Here is a 14,694-nt window from a genome sequence, read left to right as displayed (position 1 = left end):
GTATCAGCTATCGCCCACCGGCGCCACCGGCGGTGCGGTGCCGTTCACCACGCGAGACGGCGGGGGCGCGGACCGAACCGGTCCGCGCCCCGTGTCACGTCGTACCGCGTGTGACCCTCAGTAGTGGCCGTTGGCCTGGAAGTAGCTCCACGCGCCACACGGGGTGTCGTACCTGCCCTTGATGTAGCCGATACCCCAGGTGATCTGCGTGGCCGGGTTGGTCTTCCAGTCGTCCGCGACCGTGCCCATCTTGCTGCCCGGCAGCGCCTGCGGGATGCCGTAGGCGCCGGAGCCGGAGTTCTCGGCCTTGTGGTTCCAGCCGCTCTCCTTGGTCCAGAGCTTCTCCAGGCACGGCATCTGGTCGATGCCGAATCCCTTCTGCAGCAGGATGGCGCAGCCGGTCTTGCGGTTGCCGCTGTACTCGTTGCAGGAGGCCGGGATCGGACCGTCGTACGGCTTGGTCTCGGCCGACTTCGCCTTCTCCCGCGCCTTGCGGTCCGCCGCCGCGGCGGCGGCCTTGCGGGCCCGTTCGGCCTCCGCCTTGGCCGCCTCGGCCGCCTGCTTCGCGGCCTCCTGCTCGGCCACCCGCTTCTGCGCGACGGCGAGCTCGTGGGCGGCGTGCCGCTGATGCATGAACGCCAACTCGGCCTGCTCGTTGGCGACCGCCACGTCGGCCTTGAGCGCCTGCTGGCGGGTCTCTTGGTTGTCTGCCAGGTAGTACCCGCCGACGACGCCCACGGAGAGCAACGCGACGGAGAGTGTCCTGACACCGAACCGGCTCCACAGCCGACTCACGAAGTGGTCCCTTCGTCGGGGGCAAGGACACGGCGCGCGTACCGGCAGCACGGCCGGCGAGGTCACGCGCCGCGAGCGCCCCGATCCTCGCGGGATCGCGACCCGGCGGTCGTCCGGACCGTCGGGACCGTCCGCTCGCCGGGCATCCGTGTCGATGACCTCCCGGTGCGCGGGCGCTCGTTGGACACCATTGCGCACGGTGGGACTGGTGGGAAATCAGTGGCGAAAAAAGTGACTCCCGTCACAGGATTTAACGCCACAAACAGGGACAAAAGAGACAGCAGGCCGGACTAGAGCTGGATATCCTCCAAGAGGTCCGTCACCATCTCCGCGATCGGCGACCGTTCCGACCGGTTCAGCGTCACGTGGGCGAACAGCGGGTGCCCCTTGAGCGCCTCGATCACGGCCGTCACCCCGTCGTGCCGGCCGACCCGCAGGTTGTCCCGCTGGGCCACGTCGTGGGTGAGCACCACCCGGGAACCCTGCCCGATCCGGGACAGCACGGTGAGCAGCACCCCGCGCTCCAGCGACTGGGCCTCGTCCACGATGACGAAGGCGTCGTGCAGGCTGCGCCCGCGGATGTGGGTCAGCGGCAACACCTCGAGCATCCCGCGGCCCAGCACCTCCTCCATCACGTTCTCGTGCACCACCGCGCCGAGCGTGTCGAAGACCGCCTGCGCCCAGGGCGACATCTTCTCGGACTCGGAGCCGGGCAGATAGCCGAGTTCCTGCCCGCCCACGGCGTAGAGCGGGCGGAAGACGACCACCCGCTTGTGCCGGCGGCGCTCCATCACCGCCTCCAGGCCGGCACAGAGGGCCAGCGCCGACTTCCCGGTGCCGGCCCGGCCGCCGAGCGACACGATGCCGATCGACTCGTCCAGCAACAGGTCGAGGGCCACCCGCTGCTCGGCGGAACGGCCGCGCAGGCCGAACGCCTCCCGGTCGCCGCGGACCAGCCGTACGGTCTTGTCGGGCAGCACCCGGCCCAGCGCCGAACCGCGGGCCGAGTGCAGCACCAGGCCGGTGTGGCAGGGCAGCCCGGCGGTCTCGCCCAGGTCCAGCGTCTCGCCGGCGTAGAGCTGCCCGATCTGCTCCTCGCCGAGGGTCGCCTCGGCCATCCCGGTCCAGGTCGGGTCGCTGGCCTGCCCGTGCCGGTACTCGTCGGCGGTGAGGCCGACCGCGGCCGCCTTTACCCGCAGCGGCATGTCCTTGCTGACCAGCGTGACGCCGCGCCCCTCGGCCGCGATGCTGAGCGCCACGGAGAGGATCCGGGCGTCGTTCGAGTCGGTACGGAAGCCGGGCGGCAGCGCCGCCCCGTCGGCGTGGTTCAGCTCGACCCGCAGCGTGCCGCCGTGCTCGTTGGCCGGCACCGGGCGGTCCAGCCGACCGTGCCGGACCCGCAGGTCGTCCAGCATCCGCAACGCCTGACGGGCGAACCAGCCGAGTTCCGGATGGTGCCGCTTGCCCTCCAGTTCGGAGATCACCACCAGCGGCAGGACCACCTCGTGCTCGGCGAAGCGGTGGAACGCCGCCGGGTCGGACAACAGGACGGAGGTGTCCAGCACGTACGAGTGACCGGCGGTCGCGGGCGGCGCGAGGTCGGCGGGCGTGGGCTCCGCGGCCGCGGCGGGCGCGGCCCGGCCGGTACGGCGACGGCCACGGCTCGTGCCGGGTGCTCCGTCGGCGGTCGGCTGCTGGTCTGCCCGGGGGGTGGTACGACGAGTCGTCACAGGGCTGCTCGTTCCGGCGGGCGGGCACCCGGACCACCCGCATGCCGACTCGTCCGTCGGCCCGGTCACGGGGTCGGGTGCTGGCCCCCGTGCGTGCGCGTGCAGGGTCCGGGCCGGCCGGTTGGTCCGGGACGCCCCCGGATCATGCCCATGACGCTAGCCGCCACATGCCCGCAGCACCAGCAACAGCGGGTGATCTTCACCCGCCGGCGGCACGGGCGGACCCGGCCGGGACGCATGCCCCCTGCGCGCGTCCCGGCCGGGTGGGGCCGCCGTCACCGGTCTGACGGGACCCCGCCGGTGCGCGTCCGCCGCGGACTGCGCACCGTGCTGTGGCGGGCGGTGGGCTCCGCCGGCGGCGGCTCAGCTCCTGTCGGCGAGCGCGTCGGTGGAGTGCCGGCCACCGTTGGCCTCGCCGCCCGCGAAGGAGGAGCCGGTGTACGTCGTACCCCCGCTTCCGACGGCGCGGGCCCGACCGGGCGTGCCCGGCGGTTTCGCCAGCACCGAGGCGATGGCCGCCTGGGCCTCGCGCCGGCGGCGGTTCCAGGCGCCCCGGTCACCGTCGAAGTACCCCTGCCGGTAGCCGAACCGGTAACCGGTCCGGTAACTGAGCTGGCCGTGCAGGCGGCCGGCGGCGTAGCAGGAGGAGCCGAGGACCAGGACCAGCAAGATGGCGAAGTAGGGGCTCACCTGTCCTCCGAACCGAACGGCGAGCCGTCACCGGCGAGCAGCCGGTCGAGATCGCCGGTGCCCACCTCCTCGACCAGCTCGACACTGACCCGACACCCGTCGATGACGACCTCGGCGATGGATGCCCGCCGGATCTCGCCGGCGGAGTCGTAGACCCGGACGCTCAGCTCCGGGCAGCCCAGGTGGGCCCGCCACGCGTTCCACTCGTCCCGGTCGCCGACGTTCAGCGAGACGTAGCGGCAGCCGCGGGCGAGGTAGAGGCGCCAGGGAGCGCTCAGGCCGGCGGCGACGCCCTCGGCGATGAGGCCGAACGCCTGGGCCCGGGTAGCCACTTCGGTCACCGGTGCCCTCCCATCCCGGGAAAGTATCCCATTTGGGTACAGAACGTATCAACCACGCGACCCACGCTAGAACGTCTCGCTGGCGTGACAGTATCGGCTATTCGGCTGATTACTCCCACCGGCCGACCACCCTATCCTTCACCACCCAAATCATCCTCACCAGGCAATACCCGACAACCGGGCACCCCGGACGGTGTCACACATGCGAGACAACACCGTGTCGGGCCGGGCGGATACGGCCGACTCGCCGTACCGTCACCGGGTGCCGGACACCCCTCATGGCCGCAAGATCGCCTTCGCCGCCTTCGTACGGAGAGCACTCGACGACGCCCGGGCCGCGCGGGCCTGGACCGGCATCGAGGTGGCCCGCCGGACGGGCGTGTCCCGGCAGACCATCAACCGGTGGGTACGCGGCGACTGGTCCAGCGATCCGGCGGCCGAACGGGTGGTGGCCTTCTGCACCGGCCTGGGTCTCGACCCGGGTACGGCGTTCGCGGCGCTCGGCTGGGACCGGCCCGCACCGGGCCGTCCGGAGACCCCGCCACCCCCGCCGATGGACCCGGACGTCGAGGCGCTGCTGCGTCGCCTGGTCGACCCGGAGGTGTCCGACGCGGAGAAGTTCCACATCCGGGAAACCGTCCGTTACCTCGCATATCGACCAAGCATTTCGGTCGATGTCCGAAAAGATGGTAAACGAGCTGTCTAGATCGGCAAATGGCGCAAGTTTGGGCGGTAGCCTCATCCGTCTCGCACCGGGACAAGAAACCACCGGCTAACGTGCCAATCCGTACTGCTTGGGCTCGACGTCGGCGGGGGGACGGACAGCGCCGCACCCAGCCCTGCGGGGACAGAAGGAGGGGTCATTCATGACCCTGAAATGGATGGCAGTCGTGGTCGCGGCGGTGTCGGCGACGCTCTGCGTGACGGCGAACGTCGTGGTCGGCACGGTGCAGGGTCAGCAGGTCCCGGTCATCGTGAACCTCGTCGCGGTCGTCGGTGCCGGCGCCGGCACCGTGCTCGCCGTCGTCGCCGATCTGCACGAACGGCTCGACGGCCGGATCACCGCGCTGACCGAGTTCCTCGTCGCCCGGCTGAACGACCTGGACGACCGGACCGGCGACCGCAACACCGGCTTCGTCGAGGGATACCTGCTCAGCCACGGTCAGGACGCAGCCGTGGTGCCGATCGCGCCCCGGATGCACGGTCGCCGTGCCATGATCGGAAGCGACGACTGACGTCCTGACACCCGCAACTTTCACGGCCCCGCGCCGGGTACGCTGACGCCCGTGCCGCCGTCAAACCTGGGTGACCAGCGCCCTACCTCTCCCTGGAACGCCGAGCAGGCCTGGCGGGCGACCGCCGAACGGGTCCGCCAGTGCGTGCTGTTCTTCGACTTCGACGGCACGCTGGCCCCGGTCCGGGACGACCCGACCGCGGTGCAGCCCGCGCCGAAGGTGCTCGCCGCGCTCGACGCGCTGGCCGGCAAGGTGCAACGGGTCGCCATCGTCTCGGCCCGACCGGTGGACTTCCTCCGCGAGCAGTTCGCCGGGCTGGAGGAGGTCGACCTCTACGGGCTCTACGGCCTGGAGCACTGTCACGGCTCCGGCGAGACGGTGACCGAGCCGGCCGCCCTGCCCTGGGTGCCGACCATGGCCGACCTGGTCGAGCTGGCCCGGGCCGAGCTGCCCGAGTCGATCCTGGTGGAGTACAAGCGGCTGTCCGTGGCGCTGCACTACCGCACCGCGCCGCAGCACGCCGGGACCGTCGAGGCGTGGGGCCGGGCCCAGGCCGACCGGCTGGGCCTGCGGGTGCAGGGCGGGCGGATGGTGCTGGAGCTCAAACCACCGGTCGACCAGGACAAGGGCCTGGTCATCGGCGAAGCCGTCCGGTCGGCCCGGTGTGCCTGGTACTTCGGCGACGACGTCTCCGACATCAAGGCGTTCGCCGCGCTGCGGGCGCACCAGGAGAAGGAGCCGGACTTCTTCGGCGTCTGCGTCGCGGTGGCCAACCCGGAGACCGGCCAGGAGGTCGCCTCGGCCGCCGACCTGACCATCGACTCCCCCGAGGCGCTGGGTGACTTCCTGACCGACGCCGTCCACCTGCTCGGCTGACCGCGCGCCCCGCGGGGCATGGCCGCGCGGGTCAGGCGCCGTAGCGGCGTTGGCGGTTGCCGTACGCGCGCAGCGCCCGGAGGAAGTCGATGTGCCGGAAGTCGGGCCAGTTCACGTCGCAGAAGTAGAACTCCGAGTGGGCCGACTGCCACAGCAGGAAGCCGGACAGCCGCTGCTCGCCGCTGGTGCGGATGACCAGGTCGGGATCCGGCTGACCGCGGGTGTAGAGGTGCTCCGCGATGTGCTCGACGTCGAGGACCTCCACCAGTTCCTCGATGGTGCCGCCGGCCGCGGCGTGCTCCTGCAGCAGGGACCGGACCGCGTCGGCGATCTCCCGCCGGCCGCCGTAGCCCACCGCGATGTTCACCTGCGCGCCGCCGGTGCGGTCCCGGGTCCGTTCCTCGGCGGCCTTCAGCCCGGCGGCGGTGGCGGCCGGCAGCACGTCCAGCGCGCCCACCATCCGCAGCCGCCAGGGGTGGCCCTCCTCTGCCAGCTCGGTGACCAACGTCTCGATTATCGCCAGCAGCGGGTCCAACTGGCTGGCCGGCCGACGCAGGTTGTCGGTCGCCAGCAGGTAGAGCGTCACGTGTCCGACGCCGGCCTGATCGCACCAGCCCAGCAGGTGTTTGATCTTGGCCGCGCCGACCCGGTGACCGTCGTTGGGGTCGACGTACCCCATCTCCTTGGCCCAGCGGCGGTTGCCGTCACACATGACGCCGACATGCTGCGGCACGGGCTTGCCGGCCAGCTTGGCCGTCAGCCGCCGCTCGTACACCGAATAGATCAGGTTCCGCACGTCCATCCCCTGCAGCGTAGCGACCGCGGCTACCCGGCGCGCTACGCCGGGCGGCCGGCGAGTCCCGGATCGGCATCGGCGCGCCGGGCCGTCCGGCCGGCGCGCCACAGGGCGTACAGCGCCAGCGCCGCGGCGGCCAGCAGCGGACCACCGTCGCGGACCAGGCCGTCCGGCCCGAGCAGCGCCCAGCACAACGGCAGGTCCACCAGGAGTACGGCGACGGTGACCACGACCAGCACGACCCGTGCCCAGCGTTTGCCGCGCAGCAGGAAGAACGCGCAGAACAGCACCACGTAGCTGACCGCGAAGCCGGCGGCCAGCCAGACCGCCACCGCCGGTACGAAGGCCAGCCGCCCGTCGAAGATCGCGCCGATCGCCACCAGGGCGGGCACCAGCATCAGCGGGCTGTAGGTGAAGGTGGCGACCCGGGCGGTGAGCAGCCAACCGGCCACGGCGGGCCGGCGCGGTGCGGACTCCTGCCAGGTGATGCCCTGCCGGTCGAACACCAGCCGGCCGGGCTGCCGGACCAGGTGCTCCGCCACCACCGGGGACCGGTACAGCAGCCAGACCACCGCGAGGCAGAGCCCGCTCAACAGCCCGAACCCGAGCAACCCGGGCAGCGGCGGTGTCCCCTGCCGGGGCACGATCAGCCGGCCGACCGCGAAGATCGTCGTCACCGTGAGGATCAGCCCGAACGGCCGGGCCGCGGCCCGGCCCCGCCGGACGTGCCCGATCAGCAACAGGAAGCCGAGCGACCGCAGCAGCGCCCAGCCGGTACGGACGGACAGCCCGACCCCCGCCTCCGGCGCGTACCACCAGTTGAGCACCTCGACCGCGACGCAGACCACCGCGGTCGTGGCCAGCAGGCCGGACAGCGCGCGGACGGCCGGCGGCCGCCGGACCTCGGGGGTCGCGGCGGCCGTCGTCGTCATGCCGTCGATAGTGCCCGCCGTCGCCCGTCCGCACACCACCCGGCGGGGCGGACGGGCGACGGGTGGGCGGTCAGGCCCGGTGCGTCTCGGGCTGCGCCGACCGGATCCGGTTCTCCTCCAGGTCGAGCCGGGCCTTCAGGGCGTCCAACTCGGCCCACAGCACGCCGGGCAGCTTGTCGCCGAACTTCTCGAACCACTCGGTGACCAGCGGCAGCTCGGCCCGCCACTCGTCGACGTCGACCTTGGTGGCGATCCGCATGTCCTCGGCGGAGAAGTCCGCCAGGCCCTCGGTGTCCAGCGCGTCCGGCGCCGGCACGAACCCGATCGGCGTCTCCACCGCCTCGCCGCGCCCCTCGACCCGCTCGACGATCCACTTCAGCACCCGGGAGTTCTCCCCGAAGCCCGGCCACAGGAAGTTGCCGTCGGCGTCCTTGCGGAACCAGTTGACGTAGAAGATCTTCGGCAGCTTGGCCTCGTCGCCGTCGGTCCCCTTGCCCATCTCGATCCAGTGCCGGAAGTAGTCACCGGCGTGGTAACCGATGAACGGCAGCATCGCCATCGGGTCCCGGCGCACGACGCCAACCTGGCCGGACGCGGCGGCGGTGGTCTCCGAGGAGAGCGTCGCTCCGAGGTAGACACCGTGCACCCAGTCCCGGGCCTCGGTCACCAGCGGGACGGTGTCCCTGCGCCGGCCGCCGAACAGGATCGCGTCGATCGGTACGCCCTTCGGGTCGTTGTACTCGTCGGCCACGATCGGGCACTGGGTGATCGGGGTGCAGAACCGGCTGTTCGCGTGCGAGGACAGCTCGTCGCTGTCCGGCGTCCAGTCCCGACCCTTCCAGTCGATCAGGTGGGCCGGCGGCTCGCCCATGCCCTCCCACCAGACGTCCCCGTCGTCGGTCAGGCCGACGTTGGTGAAGATGGAGTTGCCCCGGTCCATCGTCCGCATGGCGTTGGCGTTGGTCTTCCAGCCGGTGCCCGGCGCGACGCCGAACAGCCCGTACTCGGGGTTGACCGCGTACAGCCGGCCGTCCTCGCCGAACCGCATCCAGGCGATGTCGTCGCCGATGGTCTCGACCTTCCAGCCCGGGATGGTCGGCTCCAGCATGGCGAGGTTCGTCTTGCCGCAGGCGGACGGGAACGCGCCGGCGATGTAGTGCACGCTGCCCTCGGGCGAGGTCAGTTTCATGATCAGCATGTGCTCGGCGAGCCAACCCTCGTCGCGGGCCATCGCGCTGGCGATCCGCAGCGAGTAGCACTTCTTGCCGAGCAGCGAGTTGCCGCCGTAGCCGGAACCGTACGACCAGATCTCCCGGGTCTCCGGGAAGTGCGAGATGTACTTGGTGTCGTTGCAGGGCCAGGCCACGTCCTGCTGTCCCTCGGCGAGCGGGGCGCCGACCGAGTGCAGCGCGCGCACGAAGGCCGCGTCGTCACCCATGCCGCGCAGCACCTTCTCGCCCATCCGGGTCATGATGCGCATCGAGGCCACCACGTACGGGCTGTCGGTGATCTCGACGCCGAACATCGGCGACTCGGCCTCCAACGGGCCCATGCAGAACGGAATGACGTACATCGTCCGGCCGCGCATCGAACCCCGGTAGAGCGCGGTCATCTCCCGCTTCATGTCGGCCGGGGCCATCCAGTTGTTGGTCGGACCGGCGTCGGCCTCGTCAACCGAGCAGATGAACGTCCGGTCCTCGGCGCGGGCCACGTCGGACGGGTCGGTCCGTCCCCAGAACGAGTTGGGCTTGCGTTCCGGGTCGAGTCGCACCAGCGTGCCGGCGTCGACCAGTTCGGTGGTGAGACGGTCCCATTCGGCGTCCGAGCCGTCGACCCACACCACCTGGTCCGGCGTGGTCAGTTCGGCGATTTCGCGTACCCAGGCAAGCAGTTCGGGATGGGAGGTCGGAGCCTGATCGAGCCCCCGGATGGTAGCCGGAGCAGCCATGGCGATTCTCCTTGTGGTCGACACTGACCGATGTGAGGGGTGCACAGCACCGGCGAGCCGTAACGCTTCGCCTTCGCAACACCTGGGATTTCCCGTCAGCGTAAACCGAGTAACCCTCGCGAGCAGCGAGACTTCTTGTGAAGAACTGCACAAGGTACGGCCATCTTGCCGACAGTCGAGCTTTTCCGCGTCGCAGCGCGCAGTTTCGCGCAAATTCTTTCTCGGCGCCGGGAGCGGGCCGCTGGCATCCCAGAGGCACTGATCCAGACAATTGCGACAGTCGGTGTTTGGTGCGTATTAATGGTGTTTTGCTGGCTACTGTCGCCCGGCCGACCGGTGACGACTCGCCGTGGGGCGCTTGGCGGCGGACCGGAACCGGTACTCTCGAAGCCGTGCCCGTGACCATTACTGGCGACCAGCCCTCCGCACCGGGCACCCGCCACGGACTCATCCGCCGCCTGTTCGACCGGTTCGGCCACCTGATCCGCGAGGTCGGCAAGTTCGGCGTCGTCGGAGCGGTCGCCTACGTCGTCGACATCGGCCTGTTCAATGTCCTCATCAGGGCGTGGGGCGTGGAGGAGCTGACCGCCAAGACGATCTCCACGATCGTCGCCGCCACGGTCGCCTTCATCGGCAACCGGTTCTGGACCTGGCGGCACCGGGAGCGGTCCGGGATGGCCCGGGAGTACGGGCTCTACTTCTTCTTCAACGCGGCCGGTCTCGGCATCGCCCTGGCCTGCCTGGGCATCAGCCGCTACGGCCTCGGCAGCATCTGGCCCGGCGTCTTCAAGACCCTGCTGGCCGACAACATCTCCGCCAACCTGGTCGGCGCCGCCCTGGGCACGCTCTTCCGGTTCTGGTCCTACCGGCGGTTCGTCTTCGTCGGCCCGGCCGCACAGGACGCCCCCGACGTCATCACCAATCGTGACTGAGGACGTGAGCTACCGCCCATCCCGGCCCCGCCCGGCCGCGTCCGACCGTTCTCTCCCCTAAGGTGACCGAATGCGTCCTGCCCACATGCTGCCGGACCGATGGCGGAAGTTCGTCCACGAGGCCCTGAAATTCGGCATCGTGGGTGGCATCAACACCGCGATCAACTACGCGGTGTTCATCACGCTCGCACTGACCGTCTTCCACCGCGGTGAACTCAAGGCAACGGTCGTCGCGACCATCGTCGCCGCCATCACGTCGTACCTGATGAACCGGCACTGGACGTACCGGGACCGGCCGAAGGCGGCGATGCGCCGGGAGTCCATGCTGTTCTTCGTCTTCAACGGCGCGGGCCTCGCCATCGAACTGGGTCTGCTCGGCTTCGCCAAGTACGGCCTCGACGTCACGAGCCTGACCGTCATCACCGGGGTCAAGACGCTCGGCCTGGTGATCGGCACCATCTTCCGGTTCTGGGCCTACCGGACCTTCGTCTTCCGGAAGGCCCCGGAAGGTCCGACGCCGGCCGAGCCGGCGGGCCAGCCACCGGTCGGCCCCGAACCGGTGGGCGCCGAACCGCGGCGGCACCCGCACGAGCACCACCTGGTCGCCGAGCTGGACCCGGTGGCCGAGCTGGCCGAGGCGGTCACCGAACTCGAACACTCCCAGGACGTCACCGAGGCCGTCCGCGCCACCCGCTGACCGGCCGGCACCACCAGCCGGCACCGGAATAACCGGCCGGGGTCGCCGCGTCGGGTCCGTCGCCGGACCCGGAACCACCGCGACCCCGCGCCGGCCGCTCGTCACCGGGGCTGCTGGCGCAGCGGTTTACCGTCCCGCATGTCCTCGAGGATGTCCCGCATCTCGTCGTCGCCGAGCGAGTGCTTGTCGTGGTTCGCCTCCACCAGTTCGTACAGGGTGGTCTGCACCTTCTCCACCCGCGGGATGTCGGTGAGCACCGACTGGCCCCGCTCACCGGCCGACTCGATGGTCAACGTGCCGCAGCCGAGCATCCGCTCGACGAAGTGCTGGTTCATCGAGTGGTCGTTGATCCGGCCGAGCGGGATGTCCCGCCGGTCGCGGGAGAGCACGCCGGTCTGCAGCAGCACCCGCTCGTTGGTGAACAGGTAGTGCGTCGTCTTCCAGACCAGGAACGGCCACAGGCTGAGCCAGAGCACCAGCACCAGTCCCACCGCCGCGATCACGTACACGCCGATCGTGCCGGCACCGCCGTCCGGCAGCAGGACCAGTCCGGCCACCACCGCGGCGACGGCCAGCACCACGATCAGGACCGGCCGGATCAGCGCCTTCCAGTGCGGGTGCAGGTGCAGAACGACGTGCTCGTCCGCCGTGAGCACGTCATCGGGAAATGCCACGCCAACCTCCTTGCGTCGCGATCCTCGCCCGGTCCGCCGGAGCGGTCGCGGCGGGTCGCCGGAAACGTCGATGTCGCGCTGACCGTACTGGCTCGACGCCACCGCCGACGCCCGCCGCGCGCTGGTTTTCCTCCCGGCTTTTCGGGTGGTCGGCTCAGCGCAGGCGCAAGCGGTCGGCTCAGCGCAGGTGCAACACGTCGCCGGCGGCGACCCGATGCTCAGTGCCGGCGGCGACGCCCGCGTCCGTGCCGGCGGCGACGCCCGCGTCCGTGCCGGCGGCGACGCCCGCGTCCGTGCCGGCGGTCGTGACGACGAGGCGGCCCTCGTGGTCCACCGTGGTCGCCGCGCCCACCAGCGGGTCGCCGGCCGGCAGCAGGACCCGCACGTCGCGGCCCACCGTCGCGCAGTGCCGCAGGTAAGCCGCCCGCAACCCGCACGCGTCCGCGTCGCCCCCGGCGGTACGCCACCGGTCGTACCAGTCGGCGACGGACCGCAACACCGCGCGCAGCAGCGGGTCCCGGTCGGTGGCCGTCGCCCCGGCCAGCGCCAGCGACGTCGCCGGCAGTCCGGTCGGGTTCACCGGCAGTTCGTCGGCGCGCAGGGTGACGTTCAGGCCGAACCCCAGCACGACGGCCGGCGCCCGGCCCGGGTCCGGGCCGGGCACCCCCTCGGCCAGGATCCCGGCGCATTTCGCGTCGCCCACCAGCAGGTCGTTGGGCCACTTCAGCTCGGCCGGCAGCTCGGCCAACCGGGTCACCGCCGTGGCCAACGCGACCCCGGCCAGCAGCGGCAGCCAGCCGTACCGGTTGGTCGGGACGGCTGGCCAACGGCGGTCCGGGTCGGCGTCGCCGGGCCGCAGCAGGACGCTGACCGCGAGGCCCGCCCGGGGCGGCGACTGCCAGCTGCGGCCGAGCCGGCCGCGGCCGGCGGTCTGCCGCTCGGCCACCACCACCAGGCCCTCGGGCTCCCCGCGCCGGGCCGCCTCGGCCGCGTCCGCGTTGGTCGACCCGGTCTCGGTCCGCAGTTCCAGCCGGCGCCACGGCCCGTACGGCTCGACCAGTGCGCGCCGCAGCCGGTCGGCGTTCAGCGGCGGGCGGTCCAGGTCGGTGTACGGCGAACCGGGCATCCCGCCAGCCTACGGCCTCGGACCCGGCCCGCCCGGCGGCCCGACACACCCGACCGCCCGACGGCCCGACACACCCGACGGCCCGACGGCCCGACGGCCCGACACACCCGACCGCCCGACGGCCCGACACACCCGACGCACCCGACGGGCCGCACGGCCGACGGGACGGCGCCGAGGCGAACCGCACCGTACCGGGCGGTAGCGGTCGACTGAACCATCGTTACGATCGCGACGTGAGCGCGACGAGCGGGGCCGATGCCGAGATCAACATCCACACCACCGCCGGCCGGCTGGCGGACCTGGAGCGGCGGGTCGACGAGGCGGTGCACGCCGGCTCGGCCCGGGCCGTGGAGAAGCAGCACGCCCGGGGCAAGAAGACCGCCCGGGAGCGGATCGAGCTGCTGCTCGACGAGGGCTCCTTCGTCGAACTCGACGGACTGGCCCGGCACCGGTCCACCAACTTCGGGCTGGAGAAGACCCGCCCGTACGGCGACGGCGTGGTGACCGGGTACGGCACCGTCGACGGCCGGCAGGTCTGCGTGTTCGCGCAGGACTTCACCGTCTTCGGCGGCTCGCTCGGCGAGGTCTTCGGGCAGAAGATCGTCAAGGTGATGGACCTGGCCATGAAGATCGGCTGCCCGGTGGTCGGCATCAACGACTCCGGCGGGGCGCGGATCCAGGAGGGCGTGGTCAGCCTCGGCCTGTACGGCGAGATCTTCTTCCGCAACGTCCGTGCCTCCGGCGTGATCCCGCAGATCTCCCTGGTGATGGGTCCGTGCGCGGGCGGCGCGGTCTACTCCCCCGCGGTCACCGACTTCACCGTGATGGTCGACCAGACCTCGCACATGTTCATCACCGGGCCGGACGTGATCAAGACGGTCACCGGCGAGGACGTGGCGATGGAGGAGCTGGGCGGGGCGCGCACCCACAACGCCAAGAGCGGCAACGCGCACTACCTGGCCGCCGACGAGGAAGACGCGATCGACTACGTCAAGGCGCTGCTGTCGTACCTGCCGGCCAACAACATGGACGAACCGCCGGCGTTCGAGGCCGACGCGGCGCTGGACGTGACCGAGGACGACCGGGACCTCGACACGCTGATCCCGGACTCGGCCAACCAGCCGTACGACATGCACCGGGTGATCGAGCACGTCCTGGACGACGGCGAGTTCCTGCCGGTCCAGCCGCTCTACGCGCAGAACATCGTGGTCGGCTTCGGCCGGGTCGAGGGCCGGCCGGTGGGCGTGGTCGCCAACCAGCCGATGCACTTCGCCGGTTGCCTGGACATCGGCGCGTCGGAGAAGGCGGCCCGGTTCGTCCGGACCTGCGACGCGTTCAACATTCCGGTGCTGACCTTCGTGGACGTACCCGGTTTCCTGCCCGGCACGGACCAGGAGTGGGACGGCATCATCCGGCGCGGCGCCAAGCTCATCTACGCGTACGCCGAGGCCACCGTCCCGAAGGTCACCGTGATCATCCGCAAGGCCTACGGCGGGGCGTACGACGTGATGGGCTCCAAGCACCTCGGTGCCGACCTCAACTTCGCCTGGCCGACCGCGCAGATCGCCGTGATGGGCGCCCAGGGCGCGGTGAACATCCTGTACCGCTCGGAGCTGGCCGGCGCCGCCGACCCGGCCGCCGTCCGCGCCGAGAAGATCCAGGAGTACGAGAACACCCTGGCCAACCCGTACGTCGCCGCCGAACGCGGCTACGTCGACTCGGTGATCGCCCCGGCCGAAACCCGCTCGCAGATCGTCCGCGCGCTGCGGGTGCTGCGCACCAAGCGGGAGACCCAGCCGCCGAAGAAGCACGGCAACATCCCGCTGTAATCCGACGGCTGTCCGGCGACCCGCAGCGGCACCGGGCAGCCCGCGGCATGGCGGGGCGGCAGCAGCGGCGGCCGGGGGAACTCCCAGCGCACG

General features: G+C 71.3%; 14 protein-coding genes and 1 pseudogene. 6 read left to right on the top strand and 9 right to left on the bottom strand.

Annotated elements, in window-relative coordinates; all coding sequences use genetic code 11:
- Nucleotides 1-117 precede the first annotated feature (117 nt).
- The 4 genes from ACFOX0_RS12885 to ACFOX0_RS12870 all read right to left on the bottom strand — a co-directional run bounded on the left by ACFOX0_RS12885 (nucleotide 118) and on the right by ACFOX0_RS12870 (nucleotide 3,556).
- A complete protein-coding gene (locus tag ACFOX0_RS12885; RefSeq protein ID WP_377545107.1) occupies nucleotides 118-795 on the bottom strand; it encodes an aggregation-promoting factor C-terminal-like domain-containing protein in 678 nt (225 codons plus the stop codon).
- A 290-nt stretch (nucleotides 796-1,085) separates the two neighbouring features.
- The gene (locus ACFOX0_RS12880; RefSeq protein ID WP_377545105.1) at nucleotides 1,086-2,525 is read right to left on the bottom strand and encodes a PhoH family protein; all 1,440 of its coding nucleotides are present in this window, start codon (nucleotides 2,523-2,525) and stop codon (nucleotides 1,086-1,088) included.
- Between the two features lie 363 nt (nucleotides 2,526-2,888).
- Nucleotides 2,889-3,215: a hypothetical protein gene (locus tag ACFOX0_RS12875; protein WP_377545103.1), complete on the bottom strand. Its 327-nt coding sequence runs from the start codon at nucleotides 3,213-3,215 to the stop codon at nucleotides 2,889-2,891.
- Entirely contained in the window at nucleotides 3,212-3,556 is a 345-nt protein-coding gene (locus ACFOX0_RS12870; RefSeq protein WP_377545101.1) for a hypothetical protein, read from the bottom strand. Before ACFOX0_RS12870 ends, ACFOX0_RS12875 begins: the two co-directional genes overlap by 4 nt.
- A 202-nt stretch (nucleotides 3,557-3,758) precedes the next feature.
- Here ACFOX0_RS12870 and ACFOX0_RS12865 point away from each other — a divergent pair, with 202 nt between their 5' ends.
- The 3 genes from ACFOX0_RS12865 (at nucleotide 3,759) to otsB (ending at nucleotide 5,667) form a co-directional block, all read left to right on the top strand.
- Nucleotides 3,759-4,262 carry a helix-turn-helix domain-containing protein gene (locus ACFOX0_RS12865; protein ID WP_377545099.1) on the top strand — a complete coding sequence of 168 codons (504 nt, stop codon included), beginning with the start codon at nucleotides 3,759-3,761 and terminating at the stop codon, nucleotides 4,260-4,262.
- A 160-nt stretch (nucleotides 4,263-4,422) separates the two neighbouring features.
- Complete coding sequence (locus tag ACFOX0_RS12860) at nucleotides 4,423-4,791, top strand: hypothetical protein (protein ID WP_377545097.1); 369 nt, start codon at nucleotides 4,423-4,425, stop codon at nucleotides 4,789-4,791.
- Between the two features lie 51 nt (nucleotides 4,792-4,842).
- Entirely contained in the window at nucleotides 4,843-5,667 is an 825-nt protein-coding gene (gene otsB / locus ACFOX0_RS12855; protein ID WP_377545095.1) for a trehalose-phosphatase, read from the top strand.
- 31 nt (nucleotides 5,668-5,698) lie between these two features.
- Here the strand turns inward: otsB and ACFOX0_RS12850 are convergent, their stop codons facing one another.
- From ACFOX0_RS12850 to ACFOX0_RS12840, 3 genes are all read right to left on the bottom strand, one after another.
- Entirely contained in the window at nucleotides 5,699-6,469 is a 771-nt protein-coding gene (locus tag ACFOX0_RS12850; RefSeq protein ID WP_377545093.1) for an isoprenyl transferase, read from the bottom strand.
- Nucleotides 6,470-6,504: 35 nt separating this feature from the next.
- On the bottom strand, nucleotides 6,505-7,395 hold the full coding sequence (locus tag ACFOX0_RS12845; protein ID WP_377545091.1) for a hypothetical protein: 891 nt from the start codon (nucleotides 7,393-7,395) through the stop codon (nucleotides 6,505-6,507).
- Between the two features lie 70 nt (nucleotides 7,396-7,465).
- A complete protein-coding gene (locus ACFOX0_RS12840; RefSeq protein WP_377545089.1) occupies nucleotides 7,466-9,343 on the bottom strand; it encodes a phosphoenolpyruvate carboxykinase (GTP) in 1,878 nt (625 codons plus the stop codon).
- A 392-nt stretch (nucleotides 9,344-9,735) separates the two neighbouring features.
- On the opposite strand from ACFOX0_RS12840, the gene ACFOX0_RS12835 reads away from it, so the two are divergent.
- Together ACFOX0_RS12835 and ACFOX0_RS12830 are read left to right on the top strand one after the other, a co-directional pair.
- The gene (locus tag ACFOX0_RS12835) at nucleotides 9,736-10,275 is read left to right on the top strand and encodes a GtrA family protein (RefSeq protein WP_377545087.1); all 540 of its coding nucleotides are present in this window, start codon (nucleotides 9,736-9,738) and stop codon (nucleotides 10,273-10,275) included.
- 70 nt (nucleotides 10,276-10,345) lie between these two features.
- Nucleotides 10,346-10,792, top strand: a pseudogene (locus tag ACFOX0_RS12830) (GtrA family protein); the annotation flags it as partial.
- A 281-nt stretch (nucleotides 10,793-11,073) separates the two neighbouring features.
- Here ACFOX0_RS12830 and ACFOX0_RS12825 read toward each other — a convergent pair.
- Together ACFOX0_RS12825 and ACFOX0_RS12820 are read right to left on the bottom strand one after the other, a co-directional pair.
- Nucleotides 11,074-11,646, bottom strand: a complete 573-nt coding sequence (locus ACFOX0_RS12825; protein WP_377545085.1) for a PH domain-containing protein — start codon at nucleotides 11,644-11,646, stop codon at nucleotides 11,074-11,076.
- 178 nt (nucleotides 11,647-11,824) lie between these two features.
- Nucleotides 11,825-12,772 carry a biotin--[acetyl-CoA-carboxylase] ligase gene (locus ACFOX0_RS12820; protein WP_377545083.1) on the bottom strand — a complete coding sequence of 316 codons (948 nt, stop codon included), beginning with the start codon at nucleotides 12,770-12,772 and terminating at the stop codon, nucleotides 11,825-11,827.
- Nucleotides 12,773-13,005: 233 nt separating this feature from the next.
- Between ACFOX0_RS12820 and ACFOX0_RS12815 the strand changes: the two genes are divergently transcribed.
- Entirely contained in the window at nucleotides 13,006-14,601 is a 1,596-nt protein-coding gene (locus ACFOX0_RS12815; RefSeq protein ID WP_377545081.1) for an acyl-CoA carboxylase subunit beta, read from the top strand.
- Nucleotides 14,602-14,694: the final 93 nt, after the last annotated feature.

Source organism: Micromonospora zhanjiangensis (assembly GCF_042650605.1).
Classification (GTDB): Bacteria; Actinomycetota; Actinomycetes; order Mycobacteriales; family Micromonosporaceae; genus Micromonospora_J; species Micromonospora_J zhanjiangensis.
Note: the sequence above shows the minus strand (reverse complement) of the source record. Positions and strands in the feature narration are given on the sequence as shown.

Bases quoted from the DNA above. Each gene is read 5' to 3' on its own strand.
- ACFOX0_RS12840 (WP_377545089.1), bottom strand. From the start codon at position 9,343: ATGGCTGCTCCGGCTACCATCCGGGGGCTCGATCAGGCTCCGACCTCC.
- ACFOX0_RS12820 (WP_377545083.1), bottom strand. From the start codon at position 12,772: ATGCCCGGTTCGCCGTACACCGACCTGGACCGCCCGCCGCTGAACGCC.
- ACFOX0_RS12850 (WP_377545093.1), bottom strand. From the start codon at position 6,469: ATGGACGTGCGGAACCTGATCTATTCGGTGTACGAGCGGCGGCTGACG.
- ACFOX0_RS12860 (WP_377545097.1), top strand. From the start codon at position 4,423: ATGACCCTGAAATGGATGGCAGTCGTGGTCGCGGCGGTGTCGGCGACG.
- ACFOX0_RS12865 (WP_377545099.1), top strand. From the start codon at position 3,759: ATGCGAGACAACACCGTGTCGGGCCGGGCGGATACGGCCGACTCGCCG.
- ACFOX0_RS12845 (WP_377545091.1), bottom strand. From the start codon at position 7,395: ATGACGACGACGGCCGCCGCGACCCCCGAGGTCCGGCGGCCGCCGGCC.